The sequence below is a fragment of the Mesorhizobium sp. M0184 genome (assembly GCF_040322215.1).
Lineage (GTDB): Bacteria > Pseudomonadota > Alphaproteobacteria > Rhizobiales > Rhizobiaceae > Mesorhizobium.
This window is the reverse complement of record NZ_JAMYSZ010000005.1, coordinates 143,211-158,915: the sequence shown is the minus strand read 5'-3', so window position 1 is coordinate 158,915 and position 15,705 is coordinate 143,211. Positions and strand designations below refer to the sequence as shown.

Here is a 15,705-nt window from a genome sequence, read left to right as displayed (position 1 = left end):
TGCGCCAAGCCTGCCCCGACATTTCGATCAATATTCACGTTGCCGATGCCCCGAGCAACCTCGCCGCGCGATTGGGCATGCGCAAACCCGAACACTCATTTGGCCTCCGCCTTTACCCGGCTGGCAGCGGCGGCCAGCACGGCGCGATCCCCCTCTTCGTACAAGCGGCGGATGGAGATTGCCTTGACGCGCCAGCCTTCCGGCGTCCGCACCAGCCGGTGGAGATAGCTGCCGCCGACCGTCCAGAACCGCCCGTCGATCCAGTGGGCTGCGCGGACATGGCTGCGTGCGACCGCGTCATTGCCCGCGCCCTCGACAGTGATGTTGGTGATGAGGTGCTGGGTGGCGTCGAAGCCCGGCAGCAGCCCTTGCCATTGGGCGATCAGCGCGTCGCGGCCGCTGGTCGTGACCTCGCCGCCGAAGAGGCTGGTATAGTCGGTCGTGACACGGGCCGCGAAATAGGATCTGACCCGGTCCCATTCACGCAGATCGGCATAGAGGCCAATCCCGGCAATCGCTTCCGCGATAGCGATCCTGTCGTCGACCGTCAGCGCATCTCCCGATGCGCTCGAGGCGGGCGTCGAGACCGCGGAAATCATCGCAGCGGAAACCACCGAGACCAGGACATGCCGGCGGGTGACGAGGCTCATTGTCCCGCCTCCCCCGCACCGCCCAGCGTTGCGCGGAAATGCGCGGCGACGGCATCGCTCGCCGCCTTCACCGGCGCGGCACGGTCGTAGAAATCGAACTGGGTGACGTTGTCGAGCCACAGCTCCCGCCTGGAGCTGGTCAGCCGCGCGTAAAACTTGTGCGCACCCTGCGGAATGGCAGCCGCCTCGCTGTGCACCATCAGAAAAGGCTGGTTCAGGCGCGGAGCCGCCCGGATCGCATCGAACCCCAACCAGCCGCGCCAGAACGCCGGATCGGCCTCGTTGCGCCAGGCCGGGAGCATGCCGCGATCGGGCTCGGTGTAGTAAGGCACCTTGAACATGACCGCGCGCTCGTCGGTCAGGCTCGCGGCCGGCAAGAACGTTTGCTTGCCGGTGCGGCGATACTCGGTCTCGGCCGCATCGCCGGCGGCTTCAAGCCTGGCGACGCCGTCGTTGCCGCCATAGGTCTGCTCGACCACTTCGGCATCCTGCAACCAGGGCGCAACGAGGGCGACCGACTTGATCGCGGCGTTTCCTGCCGCGGCGGTGACCATATAGCCGGAGCTGGCGCAAATGCCGAGCCCGCCGATGCGGTCCTGATCGGTCTCGGGCCGGGTCGCGAGATAGGCGACCGCCGCTTCGATGTCGGCGATCTTGGCGTTAGGATCCTCGTACTGGCGGCGCATGCCGCCGCTTTCGCCCCAGCCGCGAAAATCGAAGGTCAAGGCGACGAAGCCGCGATCGGCCATCTCGCGGGCGTAGCGGGCCGGCATCTGTTCCTTCACCGTCATCCAGGCGCCGGTCACGACCAGCGCCGGCCGAGGTTTTGCCGCGTCCAGATCCTCTGGCAAATAGAGCTCGCCGACAAGCTGCTCACCATGCGAGGAGAATGTGACGCGCTCGACGCGCGGTGCGGCGACGGCATTGGAGGCGGCGAGCGCGGCGGTGGTTGCTACGGCAAGTGTCAGGGTTTTAAGCATCGCAAGTCTCCTTTGGCTTGGAGTGAGAAGCGCTGCGCGTTGCGAGAAAGACCGCCGTCTCAGCGCTGGCCAGCCAGTCGGCCGGGCAGCGGCTTCAGCGGGTAATGCGCCCAGTAGAAGGCGTCCGACTGGTACATGTCGGTCAAAAAATTCTGTGCCTCGGCGATCTTGCCGTCCTGGATGCGAAACATCAGCGCGTAGAGCTGGTCGATCTCGGGACCTGAGCCGACATTCGACCAGCCGCGATGGACGTCGACGACGAGGTCGCCCTGCGCCTGGAAGAAGATCGGCCCGGCCTTGAATTTGCCATCGGCCAGGCCGCGGAAGAAGGCGACCACCTCGTCCGGCCCGCGCTTGTCGCCGGCGAGCGGATGATGGCCGGGAATGCGCCACACGATGTCGGGCGCAAGGAAGGACCGGACGGCCTCGGGATTGCCGGTCGCGTAAGCTGCGTAATAGTCCTTGACGAGCTGGATGTTGCGGTCTTCCAGCGGACCGCCGTGCGCCGGGGCGGCAGACGCCGCCAGAAGAGCGCCGGCGGCGAGCGAAGCGAGCCTGGTCATCGGTCCTTTCTCCCTGCCTGTTCGAGCCACGCAACAGCGAGCCCGTTCGTCGAGCCCAACATGAGGCTTTTTGTTCGCCGGAAAAACCAGTAGAGTTCGACAGGGCTATTTGGAAAATCCTTACAATGCGCCTCGACCAGTTCAGCGGCATCGTCGCCTTCGTGAAAGTCGCCGAGGCCAGGAGCTTCACCCGCGCCGCCGCCGAGCTCGGCGTCGCTCCGGCCTCGTTGAGCGAGGCGGTCAAGGGGCTCGAGCAGCGTCTGGGGGTGCGGCTGCTCAACCGCACGACCCGCAGCGTTGGCTTGACCGAGGCTGGCGCCCACTACCTCGACCATGTGCGTCCGGCAGCCGAAGATATCTGGGCGGCTGGTGCGGCTCTGCGCGACAGCCGCGATCGTCCCGCCGGCACGCTGCGGCTCAGCCTGCCGTGGATCGCCGCTCCGCTGCTGATCGAGCCGCTGATGCGGCCGTTCATGGATGCTTATCCCGAAGTGCGGCTTAGTCTGATTTTCGACGACAGCTTCGTCGATATCGCCGCCGATGGCTTCGACGCCGGCCTGCGCATCGGCGAACTTCTCGAGAGAGATATGATCGGCGCGCGCCTGGGCGGGCCCCTGCAGATGGTCGTGGTGGGCAGCCCCGATTATCTGGCGCGCAACGGCACACCGAAACGGCCGGCAGACCTCGCCGCCCATCGCTGCATCGCATTCGCCCTCACCCGCACCCGCACGATTTCACCCTGGGAGTTTATCGTGGAGGGACGCGAAGTCGCATTCACGCCGGACGCATGTCTGGTCGTGAACACGCTTCCGCTGTGCATTACCGCCGCCGCGCAAGGGCTTGGCCTCGCCTTCGCGGTCGAGGGCCTCGCCGCGCCGCTTCTCGCCTCAGGCGCGCTGGTCAAGGTACTGGAGCCTTTCTGTCCAGCTTACGAGCCGCTCCACCTCTATTATCCGAGCCGCCGCCTGGTACCGCCGAAGCTGCGGGCCTTCATCGACTTCGTCCGCGCGAATTCGCACAAGCTGCGGATCTGATGTGGCTTTTCGAGAACCCGGCCCCGTTCAGCCCCAGGCGCCGACCATCTGCCTGGTGGTTGCGTTGAGCCGGTTGAATGCGTTGATCAGGGCAATCTGGACGACCAGGGCGGCAAGCGCCTTTTCGTCATAGTGCCGGGCGGCCTCGTCCCAGACTGCATCCGGCACCGGATCCGGCCGGTCGGCCAACCGGGTTGCCGCCTCGGTCAGCGCCAGTGCGGCGCGTTCGGCGTCGGTGAAGTAAGGTGTTTCGCGCCAGGCTGACACGGTGAAGACGCGCTCGTCCTTTTCGCCGGCCTTCTTCAATTCGCGCGCATGCATATCGACGCAGAGGCTGCATCCGTTGATCTGGCTGGCGCGCAAATGGACGAGCTTGCGCGTCACATAGGACAGGTCGGCCGTCTCCGTCGACTTGTCCAGCGCGAGCAACGCCTGCAAGGCGCCGGGAATGAGCATCACCGGGTTTTTCAATCGTGCTTGCATGGTGGTCTCCTTCGGGCGTGTTTTTTCAAGCCCGGACGACGAACATCCGGGGTCTCGATATTTCTTGGTTCTGTCAGTTCGCCGGCCGCCGCGCTGCGGCAAGGCGAGCGCCGGGATCTTCAGCTTTGCGAGGCAGTCACCCGCTCAAGCCGCTCGAGAATGCGCGGCCAACCGCTTCCCATGCCGATGTAGCCGCGCTCGTCCTCGGACCGGAACCCGGAATGCTCCATGCGCACCCGCGTTGCTGTACCTTCGGGCGTCAACGACCATGTCACCACGGTCTTCAGACCGCTGTCGGATTCGGTGCCGTCGCCCCAGCTGTAGGCTAGCAGGCGTGGCGGCTCGATCTTCAGCACCTCGCAGTTCGTCACGCCGGACCAGCCAGGCACCGGCGTCGCGCGAAAGGTAAAGCGATGGCCTTGCTCAGGCGCAAAGTCGTTCTCCATCAGCCATTCGGCAACTAGATGCGGCACGGTCAGTGCGCGCCATATCTTTTCAGCCGCATGCGGGATCAGACGCTCGACGACAATGGATTTGGTTTCGATTGTGGTTGCTTCAGTCATGACTTCGGACCCGTTGTTTGCGGTTTGGCTGGGCTATCAACAACGCGCTCTCCATGAGAACCAATAACTCACCAGCTATGAGTTACGTATAACGCTTAAGTTATGAATGTGTCAAGCGGCCGAATGGCAGGCGCGCCCGCAAGCACATTGAGCCAACACTTCCGGCTTTCATCGCACCATGCCCGATGCTACCGCTGGCCAGCTGAAATCATCGACGGATCGCCCATGACCGAGACCGAACGCCCTCGCCTGCCGCTGATCGAGATCTGCGTCGAAGGCATAGACGGCCTGCTGGCCGCGCAAGCCGCAGGCGCCGACCGTGTCGAGCTCTGTGCCAGCCTGATCGAGGGCGGCATCACGCCGAGCTTCGGCACGGTGCGCACGGCGCTCGAGCTGGCGACGATCCCGTTCCACGTCATCGTGCGGCCGCGCGGCGGCGATTTTCTCTATAGCGAAGCCGAATATCGTTCGATGCTCGCCGATGTCCGTGCGCTTGCCGAGCTTAGCGTCGCCGGTGTCGTTATCGGCTGCCTTAATGCCGACGGCACGATCGATGAGCAGCGCATGAGCGAACTGGCGCAGGCGGCGGGGAGCTTGAACGTCACCTGCCACCGCGCTTTCGACATGACCCGCGATCCGACAGAGGCGCTGGAATCGCTGATCCGCTGCAAGGTCGGCCGCGTGCTGACCAGCGGCCAGCGCGACATGGCGCTGGAGGGCGCCAACCTGCTCGCCGATCTGGTCAGGCAGGCCGGCGACCGCATCATCATCCTCGGCTGCGGCGGACTTGATCCCGAGAACATCAGCAAAGTGCGGAGGAAAACCGGGTTGAGCGAAATGCACTTCGCCGCGCTCAAGGACGTGCCGAGTGCCATGCGCTACCGCAACCCGAAAGTCGGCATGGGCGGCACCGACCTCGACCGCGAATACCGCAACACCGTGACCGACGAGGCGCTGGTGGCGGCGACCATCGCCGCTGCCCGGACATGATCCTGGAAGATCGAACAAAAACATGATCGAAATGCGTTTGCCGATCGAACGGGTTTCGCCGCAGGATGAGCCCGCCATCCTCGCGCTCAACAACGAGCACGCTGCGGAATTATCATGGCTCGAACCTGAGCGCCTGTCCTTCCTGCTCGGCGAAGCGTTTTACGCGCGCCGTATCGGTGCGCTCCAGGCCTTCATCATGACCTTCGACCAGCACGCGAGCTACGACAGCCCGAACTTCCTGTGGTTTCGCCAGCGCTACCCGCGGTTCGTCTATGTCGATCGCGTCGTGGTCGCCGCCGCAGCGCGCGGGCGCGGCCATGCCCGCCGGCTGTATGAGGATCTGTTCGAGCAGGCGTCACGCGCGGGCCAGGCGATCGTCACCTGCGAAGTCAATGCCGAGCCACCCAATCCGGCTTCGGACGCCTTCCATGCCGCACTCGGCTTTGCGGAAGTGGGCGACGCGGTAATCCACGGCGGCAGGAAAGCCGTGCGGTATTATGCAAGACGGATCGCCGGCTAAACGGCGGGCGCCGTTCGCCCTACCAATTGCGGTTCAGCCAGGAGCGGGCCGGCTTTTCGATGATGTAGTAGCCGCACAGCGCGCAAGCGAACGCCGCCGCAAACATCAACCACGGCGAACTGCCTTTTATGTCGACGAATTGATAAAAGGGCTGCTGCCAAAGATAGAGCGAATACGACCACAGCCCCAGCATCGTCATCGGCAGGGACGATAGAAACCCGGTCAGATACCGGCTGCTGAAGTCGAGCAAATTGACGGCGAGCGCCAGCAGCGGCACCGCGACCAGATAGTGGATGGGGGTTGGCACGGCAGCCATGAAAAGGAGCACAGCCACTACTGAGGCCGCCAGGGCGACATGCGGCCCCTTGAGCAGCGCCGGCAGCCTGTCGTCGGCCTTGAGCAGGCATATCACCGCCGACAGCAGGATCGAGGCGATGTGCACGTCGGTGCGCCAATAGGTGCCCTCGTAGCCTATTGCGAGCACCCAGTAGGAGATGGCGCCGTTTGCCATGGCCAGCACCGACAATGCACCGAGCAACATGATGACCCGGGACCGCCCCGAGACGACGACGCTGATCAGCGCCAGGATGATATAGGCGTGCTCTTCGACGCAGAGCGACCAGATATGGTCGAGCGCGCCGGCGCGGGTGACGAGAATTCCGGCATAGTTGTAGGTGAACGTCAGCGCCGTCAGCGCCGCCTTCGACTTGAAGGCGATGAATGTGCCGGACAAGGCAACCATCGCGGCGACGACAAAAATCAGCAGTGCCGGGTAGATGCGGGAGAACCGGCGCTTGAAGAATTTCTTCAGCGGATAGTATTCGACAAACAGGATCTCGGCCATCAGCCGGCCGCTGAGCACGAAGAAGAATTCGACGCCCAGGACGCCGAGATTGATGCCGGGAACGGGGAAGAAATGGCCGATCAGCACCAGCGCGATCGACAGGCCGCGCCAGCCGTCGAGATAGGCAAGCCTGGTTCTTGCCGAGCTATCGGCCACAGGCCTGGACACGACAAGACGCGCCGCGGAGATGTCCGTCATGCCGGTCCCTTCATTGAACCTGCGAAAGGTGGGCTGGAGGCCGCATTCCTCCAGCTATATTGCAGCGCACCAGAGCTTTGTGCAAGTGCGAGATAACGACACGCCCGAAGTAGGGGGACGGACCGAAAGGGGCTGTCATGTCCGTTCCCCGAAACCAACGGTCGACAGTCTCAGGCGTTGGCGGCAGGCGCTTCGCGCCGTGGCCGGCTTGTTCCCAAATAGTACATTGCCATCTTGGCCGGCAGAGCAAAATGTACCGGCGATTTCCGCGACGCAACGCGGCAGGCCTAGCCTTTGCGCGATGCAATGCCTTGCCCGACCGGCCAAATCGGTCGAATGTGCCAGCGACATATCCACTGAACAGAGACAGTGCATGACCGGCTTCGTCCTTCCCTTGCCCGCAACCCCGTCGGTGGCCGTGGCCGGCTCGCCGGAGCGTTTTGCGGTGCGCCGGATCTTCTGCGTCGGCCGCAACTACGCCGCTCATGCCCGCGAGCTCGGCAATGACGAGCGCGACCCTCCCTTCTTCTTCACCAAACCAGGCGACGCAGTGGTCGACGCGGCAGTCGGTTCGGGCACCACGATCCCCTACCCGCCGCTGACCCAAAACCTGCATCACGAAATCGAGCTGGTCGTCGCGATCGGCAGAGCCGGCTTTCGCATACCGCGCGAGCGGGCGCTGGACCATGTCTGGGGCTACGGCGTCGGCGTCGACCTGACTCGCCGCGACCTTCAGGACGAGGCGAAAAAGGCGGCAAGGCCGTGGGACTGGTCGAAAGCCTTCGACCGTTCAGCGCCCTGCGGCCCGCTGGTTCCGGCGCAAAAATCCGGTCATCCCGACAAGGGCTGCATCTGGCTCGCGGTCGACGGCGAGATCAGGCAGGACGGCGACCTTGCCGAACTGATCTGGTCGGTTCCCGACATCATCTCGATTTGCAGCGAGGCGGTAGAACTCCGGCCCGGCGACCTGATCTTCACCGGCACGCCCGCCGGTGTCGGCGCCATCGGGCCGGGCGAAAAGATCACCGGCGGCGTCGACGGCATCGGCGAAATCGAACTGACCATCGGCCAACCGTGTTCATGAACCGATGAGCGACATCGTCCTCCATAACTACTACCGCTCCTCGACCTCTTACCGGGTGCGGATCGCGCTGGAGATGAAGGGCCTGTCCTACGACTACGTGCCGCATCATTTGCGCCACGGCGAGCATCTCGAACCCGCCTACCTCGCGGTCAATCCGCAAGGGCTGGTGCCGGCACTGGTCCTAGGCGACGGCACGCTGCTGACGCAATCGCTGGCGATCATCGAATATCTCGACGAGACCACGCCTGAGCCACCGCTGCTGCCCAAGGATGCGCCTGGCCGCGCCCGCGTCAGGATGCTGGCGCAGATGATCGCATGCGACATCCATCCGGTGAACAATCTGCGCGTGCTGACCTCGCTGCGCACACTGTTCGGCGCCGGCGACCAGGATGTCGTCAACTGGTTCCGGCACTGGGTGAACGAAGGTTTCCAGCCGCTTGAAAAGATTCTGGCTTCCTCGCCCGAGACCAAGACATTCTGCCATGGCGACACGCCGGGGCTGGCCGACATCTGCCTGGTCGCACAGGTCACCAGCAATGCCCGTTTCGGCGTCGACATGACGCCCTATCCGATCATCGCGCGCATAAGCGCCGCCTGCATGGCGCTGCCGGCGTTCCAGAAGGCAGCACCTGAGAACCAGATCGATGCCGAGTAGGCCGCAAATTGCATGAAGTGATGAGGAACAGCCGATGAAAGCCGTCGTCTTCGAAAAGTTCGGCGAAACGCCAACGATCCAGACCGTTCCCGATCCGGAGCCGGCACCGGAAGGCGTCGTCATCAAGGTGGAGGCGACCGGCCTCTGCCGCAGCGACTGGCATGGCTGGATGGGCCACGACGACGGCATCCGCCTGCCGCATGTGCCGGGCCACGAACTGGCCGGCGTCGTGGTCTCCGCAGGCAACCAGGTGACCCGCTGGAAGGGCGGCGAGCACGTCACCGTGCCGTTTGCCGTCGGCTGCGGCCGCTGCTTCGAATGCACGTCGGGCAACCACCAGGTGTGCGAACATCAGTTCCAGCCCGGCTTCAGCGCCTGGGGTTCGTTCGCCGAATATGTCGCCATCGACCATGCCGACACCAATCTCGTGCGCTTGCCCGACGAGATGGAATTCGCCACCGCCGCCAGCCTCGGCTGCCGGTTCGTCACCTCGTTCCGCGCCATCGTCGACCAGGGCCGGGTGACGCCCGGCGAATGGGTGGCCGTGCATGGCTGCGGCGGCGTCGGCCTGTCGGCGATCATGATCGCCAGCGCCATGGGCGCCAATGTCGTCGCCATCGACCTGACTGACGAGAAGCTGGACTTCGCCCAAAAGATCGGCGCGGTGGCGACGATCAACGCGGCAAAGACGCCGAACGTGGTCAAGGCGGTCAAGCAGATCACCAATGGCGGCGCGCATATGTCGATGGACGCGCTCGGCCACCCCAGTACCTCGTTCAACTCGATCGCAAACCTGCGCCGCCGCGGCCGCCACGTGCAGGTCGGCCTGATGCTCGGCGACCATGCCAGGCCGCAGATACCGATGGACAAGGTGATCGCATTCGAGCTCGAAATCCGCGGCAGCCACGGCATGCAGGCCTTCCGCTACCAGGCGATGATGGAGATGATCCGCACCGGCAAGCTAAAACCCGAACTGCTGGTCGGCAAGAAGATCAGCCTCGAAGAGGCGCCGGCCGCATTGATGGCGATGGGCGGCTTCGAAGGCATAGGCATCGGCGTGGTGACCAGATTCTAGATCACGCCCTGAGTCTGGATCAGCGAAACGACGCGCAGACCTCCCGCACGCAGGCTCGCAGCCAGCGTTGTGCCGGATCGGCATCGAGCCGCGGATGCCACAGCATCGAAATGGTGACCTCCTCGATATCGACCGGCAACGGGAAGCTGTACATGCCCGTGCGCGCGCCCAGCGTGTGCCGTTCGGGGACGCTGGCGATCAGATCGGAGGCGCGCGCCATGGCGAGCGTGGCCGAGAAGCTGGAAACCATGCACACGATCGTCCGCTCGAGACCGAGCAATTTCAAGGCCTCGTCGATCGGGCCCTTTTCGCGGCCACGCCGCGAAACGCTGATGTGGCGGCCGGCAGCATAGCATTCCGGCGTCACCGGGCCTTTGCTCAGTCTATGGCCCGTTCGCACCGCACCGATGAAGCGGTCGCGAAACAGCGCCTGAATGCGCATTTCAGGGCTCGTTTCACTGGCAACCCCGATTTCGAGATCAACCGCCGCGTCACGCAACGACATGTCGTTCTTGTCGGATTTCGGCGCAAAACGCAGCCGCACGCCAGGTGCATCCGCTTCGACACGGGCCAGAAGACGCGGTGCGAACTCCTCGACGAAACTTTCGTTGGCGCGCAGCGTGAAGACCTTGTCGAGAGCAGAGAGGTCGAGGAGCTTGGCCGGGCGCAGCAGCGCTTCCGCATCCTGAACGACGCGGCCTACCTGTTGCTGCAATTCGAGCGCGCGCGGCGTCGCAACCAGGCCACGGCCGGCCCGGACCAACAATGGGTCGCCTGTCGCCTGGCGCAACCGCGCCAACGTCCGGCTCATCGCCGAGGGACTGAGGCGCAGCCGCCCGGCCGCGCGCGCCACACTGCCCTCGGTCAGCAGCACATCAAGGGCGACAAGCAGATTGAGATCTGGCGACGACATGGAAGGACCGTAGCACAGCTCGGCCGCGATGTGGCGTTTCATGCACGAATAAGATGCAAATACTGCGCCTTCCGCCACATCATGCGAGGGAATAGCGTCCGACAGCTCCGATTGGGGGCTGCCGGCAAAGGAGTTCACCTTGGCATCGACCGCTGAAAAGACCTGGGACGAAATTGCCCCGGTGAGCGCACGCTCGACCCGATGGGCATTGGCAAGCCTGTCGCTTTCAACGCTGCTGTCGTCGCTCGCCACCAGCATCGCCAGCGTCGGGCTGCCATCGCTGATGCAGGCGTTCGACGCATCGTTCCAGCTCGTGCAATGGGTCGTCCTGGCTTATCTGCTCGCTATCACCACCTTGATCGTCAGCGTCGGGCGGCTCGCCGACATAGTCGGCCGCCGACCGCTATTGCTCGGCGGCATTGCCCTGTTCACCTTCGCATCGGTGCTTTGCGGGCTCGCGCCGACGCTCTGGCTGCTGATCGCCGCACGGGCCGCACAGGGGCTCGGCGCGGCCGTCATGATGGCTCTGACGCTGGCCTTTGTCGCCGACGCGGTTCCCCGGGATAAAACCGGCAGCGCCATGGGCCTGCTCGGCGCCATGTCGGCGATCGGCACCACGCTTGGCCCCTCCCTTGGCGGACTGTTGATTGCCGGCCTCGGCTGGCGCGCGATCTTCCTCATCAATCTGCCGTCGGGGGTGCTGGCCTTTGCGCTTGCCTGGCGCTTCCTGCCGGCCGGAAAAAAGACGCCAGGTCGGCGCGGTTTCGACGGCATCGGCACGGCTTTGCTCGCGCTGACGCTAGCCGCCTATGCGCTCGCCATGACCCTTGGGCGTGGCAGTTTTGGTTCTCTCAATGTCGGCTTGCTGATTGCCGCAACCGTGGCTGGCCTGCTGTTTGTCATTGCGCAGACAAGGGTCCAGAACCCTTTGATTCAACCTGCGAGGTTCCGCGACCAGGCGTTGAACGCAAGCCTCGCCATGAACCTGATCGTCGCCACGGTGATGATGGCGACGCTGGTGGTCGCACCATTCTATCTGTCGCGCGCGCTTGGGCTAGACGCAGCCATGGTCGGGCTGGTTCTGTCGACCGGCCCTCTGATTACCGCATTGGCGGCGCTGCCGGCCGGACGCCTGGTCGATCGTTTCGGGGCGAACCGGATCATGATCGTCGGCCTGTTCGATCTCGCTATTGGCACCTTTGCTCTGTCGCGGGCGGAATTCGGTATTGCCGGCTATGTCGTACCAATCATCATCGTCTGCACCGGCTACAGCCTGTTTCAGACCTCCAACAATTCGGCCGTGATGACGGGCGTCGCATCCGACCAGCGCGGCGTCGTCTCCGGCCTGCTCAATCTGTCGCGCAATCTCGGCCTGATTACCGGTGCGTCGGTGATGGGTGCGGTTTTTGCCTTCGCATCGGCTGGGGAAAGCACTGGCTTGGCAGTGTTGGCACCTGCGGCAGCGGCACGAGGGATGCAGGTCACTTTCCAGGTGGCGACGGGCCTGGTGCTGATGGCGCTGATCCTTGCGGTATTTTCAGCCCGCGCCACTGCCGGGCGAACAGATATCCTTGCCAAGCATCCTTGAGGATTCCACCCGGTTCGCATGCAACTCCGGCAGCCGGCGCACCTATCTCGCATATCTCTTGGCACCGACGACGCAAAGCACGACGGCGGCGGTGACGGCGATCATGGCGGGACTGACCTGCTCATGCAGCAGCGCTGCCGCCAGCCCCAGGCCGAAGAAGGGCTGCAGCAGTTGCAACTGCCCGACCGCGGCGATGCCGCCTTGCGCCAGGCCGCGATACCAGAACACGAAACCGATCAGCATGCTGAACAGCGAGACATAGGCCAGACCAATCCATGCGCCCCTGCCGGCACTTTCGAGCGACGGCGGCATGGTGATGAACGTCAGCGCCAGCATGAGGGGTAGCGACAGCACCAGCGCCCACGAAATCACCTGCCAACCGCCGAGTTTGCGCGACAGCGCCGCTCCTTCGGCATAGCCCAATCCGCACACGATGATGGCGGCCAGCATCAAGATGTCGCCGAGCGGCGAGACCGACAGGCCTTGCGTGACTGCGAAACCGGCGACAAGGGCGCTGCCGAGGCACGAGAACAGCCAGAACGCCGGCTTCGGGCGATCGCCGCCTCGAACCACACCGAAGATCGCGGTCGCCAACGGCAACAGGCCGACGAAAATGATGGAGTGAGCCGACGTGATGTGCTTGAGCGCCAGCGCCGTCAGCAGGGGAAAGCCGACCACGACGCCAAGCGCCACGATCGCCAGCGGGAACAGATCTCGCCGCTCCGGGCGCTTCTGACGAAAAACGAGCAGCAGCGCCAGGCCGAGGATGCCCGCCGAAGCCGCACGGGCGACCGTTACGAACACCGGATCGAAATCCATCACCGCCACGCGCGTCGCCGGAAGCGAACCGCTGAAGATCAGCACGCCTATGAACCCGTTGACCCAGCCACTCGCCGCCCAACCACTCGCCGCCCAACTACTCGCCGCCCAACTACTCGCCGCCTTGTCCATCGATGCCCCGCTGATTTCGCCCTCTATCGGGCCGGGCGTCTGGCTCCGCCAGAGACAATCAGGTACAGTTTGACAAAACCGTCATGGTAGGGCGAGCAGTACGGATGGATGAGCAGACGACAACAGATGAGGGCAGCCGGACGCTTGTCGAAAGCGTCATGGCGACGATCAGGCACAGGATCGCCGCGCGCAGCCTGACACCGGGAACGCGGCTGCCTTCGATCCGGGCGTTTGCGAAGGCCATGCAGGTTTCCAAATCCACCGTGGTCGAAGCCTATGAGCGTCTTGCGGCGGAAGGCATGATCCGCTCGCGGCCGGGCTCGGGTTTCTATGCCGCCGGACCGTTGGCTCCGTTGTCGCTGGCCGAGATCGGCCCCAGGCTTGACCGTGCCGTCGACCCGCTGTGGGTCTCGCGCCAATCGCTGGAAGCCGGCGACGGCGTCCTGAAACCGGGTTGCGGCTGGCTGCCGGCAACATGGATGCCCGAGGCTGGATTGCGCCGGGCACTGCGGACGACGGCCCGCGCCGACGACGCCGCGCTAACGGACTACGGCACGCCGCTCGGCTTGCCGGCGCTACGCCATCTGCTGGCGCGGCGCATGGCCGAGCACGGTATCGAAGCCTCCCCGGACCAGATCATGCTGACGGAATCGGGCACTCAGGCGATCGACCTGCTGTGCCGGTTCCTGCTCGAACCGGGTGACACGGTGTTGGTCGACGATCCCTGCTACTTCAACTTCCATGCCCTGTTGCGCGCCCATCGGGCCAAGGTGATCAGCGTCCCCTACACGCGCTCGGGTCCGGACATCGAGCTGTTCGCGCAAGCGCTGAACGAGCATCGGCCGCGCCTCTACATCACCAATTCGGCGCTCCACAATCCGACCGGCGCGATATTGTCGCCGGTCGTTGCCCATCGGCTGCTGAAGCTCGCCGACCCGTCGGGGCTGACGATCATCGAGGACGATATCTTCGCCGATTTCGAACACACACCGGCGCCCAGGTTGACGGCCTTCGACGGCCTCAGCCGGGTCATCCATATCGGAAGCTTTTCCAAGACGCTGTCGGCATCGGTGCGCTGCGGCTTCATCGCCGCTCCTCGCGACTGGATGGAAGGTTTGACCGATCTCAAGATCGCCACATCCTTTGGCAGCGGGCGACTTGCATCCGAACTGGTGCTGACGCTGCTGAAGGACGGCCTCTATCGCAAGCACGTCGATCTGCTGCGCGCGCGGCTCTCGCGCGCCATGGAAGAAACCGGCACCCGGCTCAGGGCAATCGGCATCGTGCCGTGGATAGATCAGCCGGCCGGCATGTTTCTATGGTGCAGGCTGCCGGAGGGAATAGATGCCGCGGACGTCGCCCGTCACGCTTTGTCGGCCAACGTCGTGCTTGCGCCCGGCAATGCGTTCAGCCTGTCCCGGTCGGCCAGCCGTTTCATGCGCTTCAACGTCGCGCAGTCCGGAGATGACCGGATTTTCAGGGCGCTTGAACAGGCGATGTCGCGTTGATTCGCGCTGCCGGAAGCCTGCTGGCCTGAGGCTGTGCTCTCAGGCCCCTGCCCGCTTGCGGCGTGCGTAAAGCATGACGAGCGTCTCGGCGGTCAGCGCCGGCCTCTGCTCGCCTTCGATCTCGACCGTATTGGCGGCCTTCATTAGATATTGCCCCGGACCTTTGTCTTCCATCGACAACAGCGTGGTGCGCAGCCTGATACGCGAGCCGACCCTGACCGGCGCCACGAAGCGCACTTTGTCGAAACCGTAATTGAACGCGGCCTGCGTGTTTTCGGGTACGATCCCCATCTCGAGCGCCAGCGCGCCGATGATCGACAGGGTCAGATAGCCATGCGCGATCGTGGTGCGGAACGGGCTTTGCCGCTTCGCCCGCTCGGGATCGACATGGATCCATTGATGATCGCCCGTGCATTCGGCAAACTGGTCGATGCGGTGCTGATCGACCAGCGTCCAGTCCGAAACGCCCAACTCCTGCCCGGCCATCGCCCTAAGTTGCTCGAAGGTCGGCGGCGTCCTCGGCCGTATCTGCGTCATTCCTGCTTTCCCGATCGCTTGCCTGTTCCGGACCACGACGGGCCGCCCCTGTCAATTCGCCAATGCGATTCCAGCGCATAATCTTCGGCCCGCGAACCGCCAGTCTTCGCCGCCAGCAAGTGTGCTGCCGGGGAAGAGCTACCTCTTGTCGTGGCCGGCGCGGATCTCCTCCATCGCCTCCTTGATGCGGCTGCGCAGGATTTCGATCGATTCGGTGCCGGACGCCCTCGCCAGTTCGGCCATCTCGCCGGCATTCTTCAGCGCGGTCTCGAAGGATTTCCTGGCGAACGCCGCCTGCTTCTGCATCATTTCCTGCGGATTGCCGGGCGCTCTGTAGCTTTGTGCCATGTCGGTGATTCCGCGCAGCGTGTCCTGCAGCATCTCGCGTTGCCTTGACAACAGCGCCGAGGCTCCAGCGGCGCTCGCCCGTGCCGACTTCTCCAGCGCTTCCAGGTTCTTAGCGTGGTGGGCGAGGATCGCCTCGACATCGACATTCGGCAGCTTCAGGTCGCGGCCGAATTTGCCGAACATGTCGATGAAGGACTCGGACTCCGGTCGTTTTGCCATGC

Annotated in this window: 18 protein-coding genes; 8 read left to right on the top strand and 10 right to left on the bottom strand. The window is 64.3% G+C overall.

The window, feature by feature from the left end; translation table 11 throughout:
* Positions 1-95: 95 nt before the first annotated feature.
* Genes NKJ23_RS09060 through NKJ23_RS09050 form a run of 3 tightly spaced genes read right to left on the bottom strand, consistent with a single transcriptional unit; the run spans position 96 to position 2,193 of the window.
* Positions 96-650, bottom strand: coding sequence for a nuclear transport factor 2 family protein (locus tag NKJ23_RS09060; RefSeq protein WP_352500887.1), 555 nt, complete (start codon positions 648-650; stop codon positions 96-98).
* Positions 647-1,630: an alpha/beta hydrolase gene (locus tag NKJ23_RS09055; protein ID WP_352500888.1), complete on the bottom strand. Its 984-nt coding sequence runs from the start codon at positions 1,628-1,630 to the stop codon at positions 647-649. Before NKJ23_RS09055 ends, NKJ23_RS09060 begins: the two co-directional genes overlap by 4 nt.
* Positions 1,631-1,689: 59 nt before the next feature.
* The gene (locus tag NKJ23_RS09050) at positions 1,690-2,193 is read right to left on the bottom strand and encodes a nuclear transport factor 2 family protein (RefSeq protein ID WP_352680070.1); all 504 of its coding nucleotides are present in this window, start codon (positions 2,191-2,193) and stop codon (positions 1,690-1,692) included.
* Between the two features lie 125 nt (positions 2,194-2,318).
* Between NKJ23_RS09050 and NKJ23_RS09045 the strand changes: the two genes are divergently transcribed.
* Positions 2,319-3,227 (top strand): LysR family transcriptional regulator, encoded by a 909-nt coding sequence (locus NKJ23_RS09045; RefSeq protein ID WP_352680069.1) that lies wholly within the window; start codon positions 2,319-2,321, stop codon positions 3,225-3,227.
* Between the two features lie 27 nt (positions 3,228-3,254).
* Here NKJ23_RS09045 and NKJ23_RS09040 read toward each other — a convergent pair whose 3' ends face one another.
* Positions 3,255-3,710 carry a carboxymuconolactone decarboxylase family protein gene (locus tag NKJ23_RS09040; RefSeq protein ID WP_292662971.1) on the bottom strand — a complete coding sequence of 152 codons (456 nt, stop codon included), beginning with the start codon at positions 3,708-3,710 and terminating at the stop codon, positions 3,255-3,257.
* Positions 3,711-3,829: 119 nt separating this feature from the next.
* On the bottom strand, positions 3,830-4,273 hold the full coding sequence (locus tag NKJ23_RS09035; protein ID WP_023676417.1) for an SRPBCC family protein: 444 nt from the start codon (positions 4,271-4,273) through the stop codon (positions 3,830-3,832).
* Positions 4,274-4,498: 225 nt separating this feature from the next.
* Here NKJ23_RS09035 and NKJ23_RS09030 point away from each other — a divergent pair, with 225 nt between their 5' ends.
* The gene (locus NKJ23_RS09030) at positions 4,499-5,263 is read left to right on the top strand and encodes a copper homeostasis protein CutC (protein ID WP_352680067.1); all 765 of its coding nucleotides are present in this window, start codon (positions 4,499-4,501) and stop codon (positions 5,261-5,263) included.
* 31 nt (positions 5,264-5,294) lie between these two features.
* Positions 5,295-5,783, top strand: a complete 489-nt coding sequence (locus NKJ23_RS09025; protein ID WP_352680154.1) for a GNAT family N-acetyltransferase — start codon at positions 5,295-5,297, stop codon at positions 5,781-5,783.
* A gap of 19 nt (positions 5,784-5,802) precedes the next feature.
* Here NKJ23_RS09025 and NKJ23_RS09020 read toward each other — a convergent pair whose 3' ends face one another.
* Positions 5,803-6,825: an acyltransferase family protein gene (locus tag NKJ23_RS09020; RefSeq protein ID WP_352680065.1), complete on the bottom strand. Its 1,023-nt coding sequence runs from the start codon at positions 6,823-6,825 to the stop codon at positions 5,803-5,805.
* Positions 6,826-7,198: 373 nt separating this feature from the next.
* Here NKJ23_RS09020 and NKJ23_RS09015 point away from each other — a divergent pair, with 373 nt between their 5' ends.
* From NKJ23_RS09015 to NKJ23_RS09005, 3 genes are read left to right on the top strand one after another with little or no spacing between them, the layout of a single operon-like run.
* Positions 7,199-7,909, top strand: coding sequence for a fumarylacetoacetate hydrolase family protein (locus tag NKJ23_RS09015; protein WP_352680064.1), 711 nt, complete (start codon positions 7,199-7,201; stop codon positions 7,907-7,909).
* 4 nt (positions 7,910-7,913) lie between these two features.
* Positions 7,914-8,564 carry a maleylacetoacetate isomerase gene (maiA, locus tag NKJ23_RS09010; protein WP_352680063.1) on the top strand — a complete coding sequence of 217 codons (651 nt, stop codon included), beginning with the start codon at positions 7,914-7,916 and terminating at the stop codon, positions 8,562-8,564.
* 34 nt (positions 8,565-8,598) lie between these two features.
* A complete protein-coding gene (locus NKJ23_RS09005; RefSeq protein ID WP_352680062.1) occupies positions 8,599-9,639 on the top strand; it encodes a zinc-dependent alcohol dehydrogenase family protein in 1,041 nt (346 codons plus the stop codon).
* Between the two features lie 19 nt (positions 9,640-9,658).
* Here the strand turns inward: NKJ23_RS09005 and NKJ23_RS09000 are convergent, their stop codons facing one another.
* Complete coding sequence (locus tag NKJ23_RS09000; protein ID WP_352680153.1) at positions 9,659-10,552, bottom strand: LysR family transcriptional regulator; 894 nt, start codon at positions 10,550-10,552, stop codon at positions 9,659-9,661.
* A gap of 139 nt (positions 10,553-10,691) precedes the next feature.
* Here NKJ23_RS09000 and NKJ23_RS08995 point away from each other — a divergent pair, with 139 nt between their 5' ends.
* Complete coding sequence (locus tag NKJ23_RS08995) at positions 10,692-12,140, top strand: MFS transporter (RefSeq protein ID WP_502902515.1); 1,449 nt, start codon at positions 10,692-10,694, stop codon at positions 12,138-12,140.
* A 42-nt stretch (positions 12,141-12,182) separates the two neighbouring features.
* On the opposite strand, the gene NKJ23_RS08990 is transcribed toward NKJ23_RS08995, so the two are convergent.
* On the bottom strand, positions 12,183-13,091 hold the full coding sequence (locus NKJ23_RS08990; RefSeq protein ID WP_023676426.1) for a DMT family transporter: 909 nt from the start codon (positions 13,089-13,091) through the stop codon (positions 12,183-12,185).
* 104 nt (positions 13,092-13,195) lie between these two features.
* Between NKJ23_RS08990 and NKJ23_RS08985 the strand changes: the two genes are divergently transcribed.
* The gene (locus tag NKJ23_RS08985) at positions 13,196-14,599 is read left to right on the top strand and encodes an aminotransferase-like domain-containing protein (RefSeq protein WP_352680060.1); all 1,404 of its coding nucleotides are present in this window, start codon (positions 13,196-13,198) and stop codon (positions 14,597-14,599) included.
* A gap of 39 nt (positions 14,600-14,638) precedes the next feature.
* On the opposite strand, the gene NKJ23_RS08980 is transcribed toward NKJ23_RS08985, so the two are convergent.
* Positions 14,639-15,136, bottom strand: a complete 498-nt coding sequence (locus NKJ23_RS08980) for a MaoC family dehydratase (protein ID WP_023676428.1) — start codon at positions 15,134-15,136, stop codon at positions 14,639-14,641.
* 138 nt (positions 15,137-15,274) lie between these two features.
* Complete coding sequence (locus NKJ23_RS08975; protein WP_352680058.1) at positions 15,275-15,703, bottom strand: phasin family protein; 429 nt, start codon at positions 15,701-15,703, stop codon at positions 15,275-15,277.
* Between the last annotated feature and the right edge of the window lie 2 nt (positions 15,704-15,705).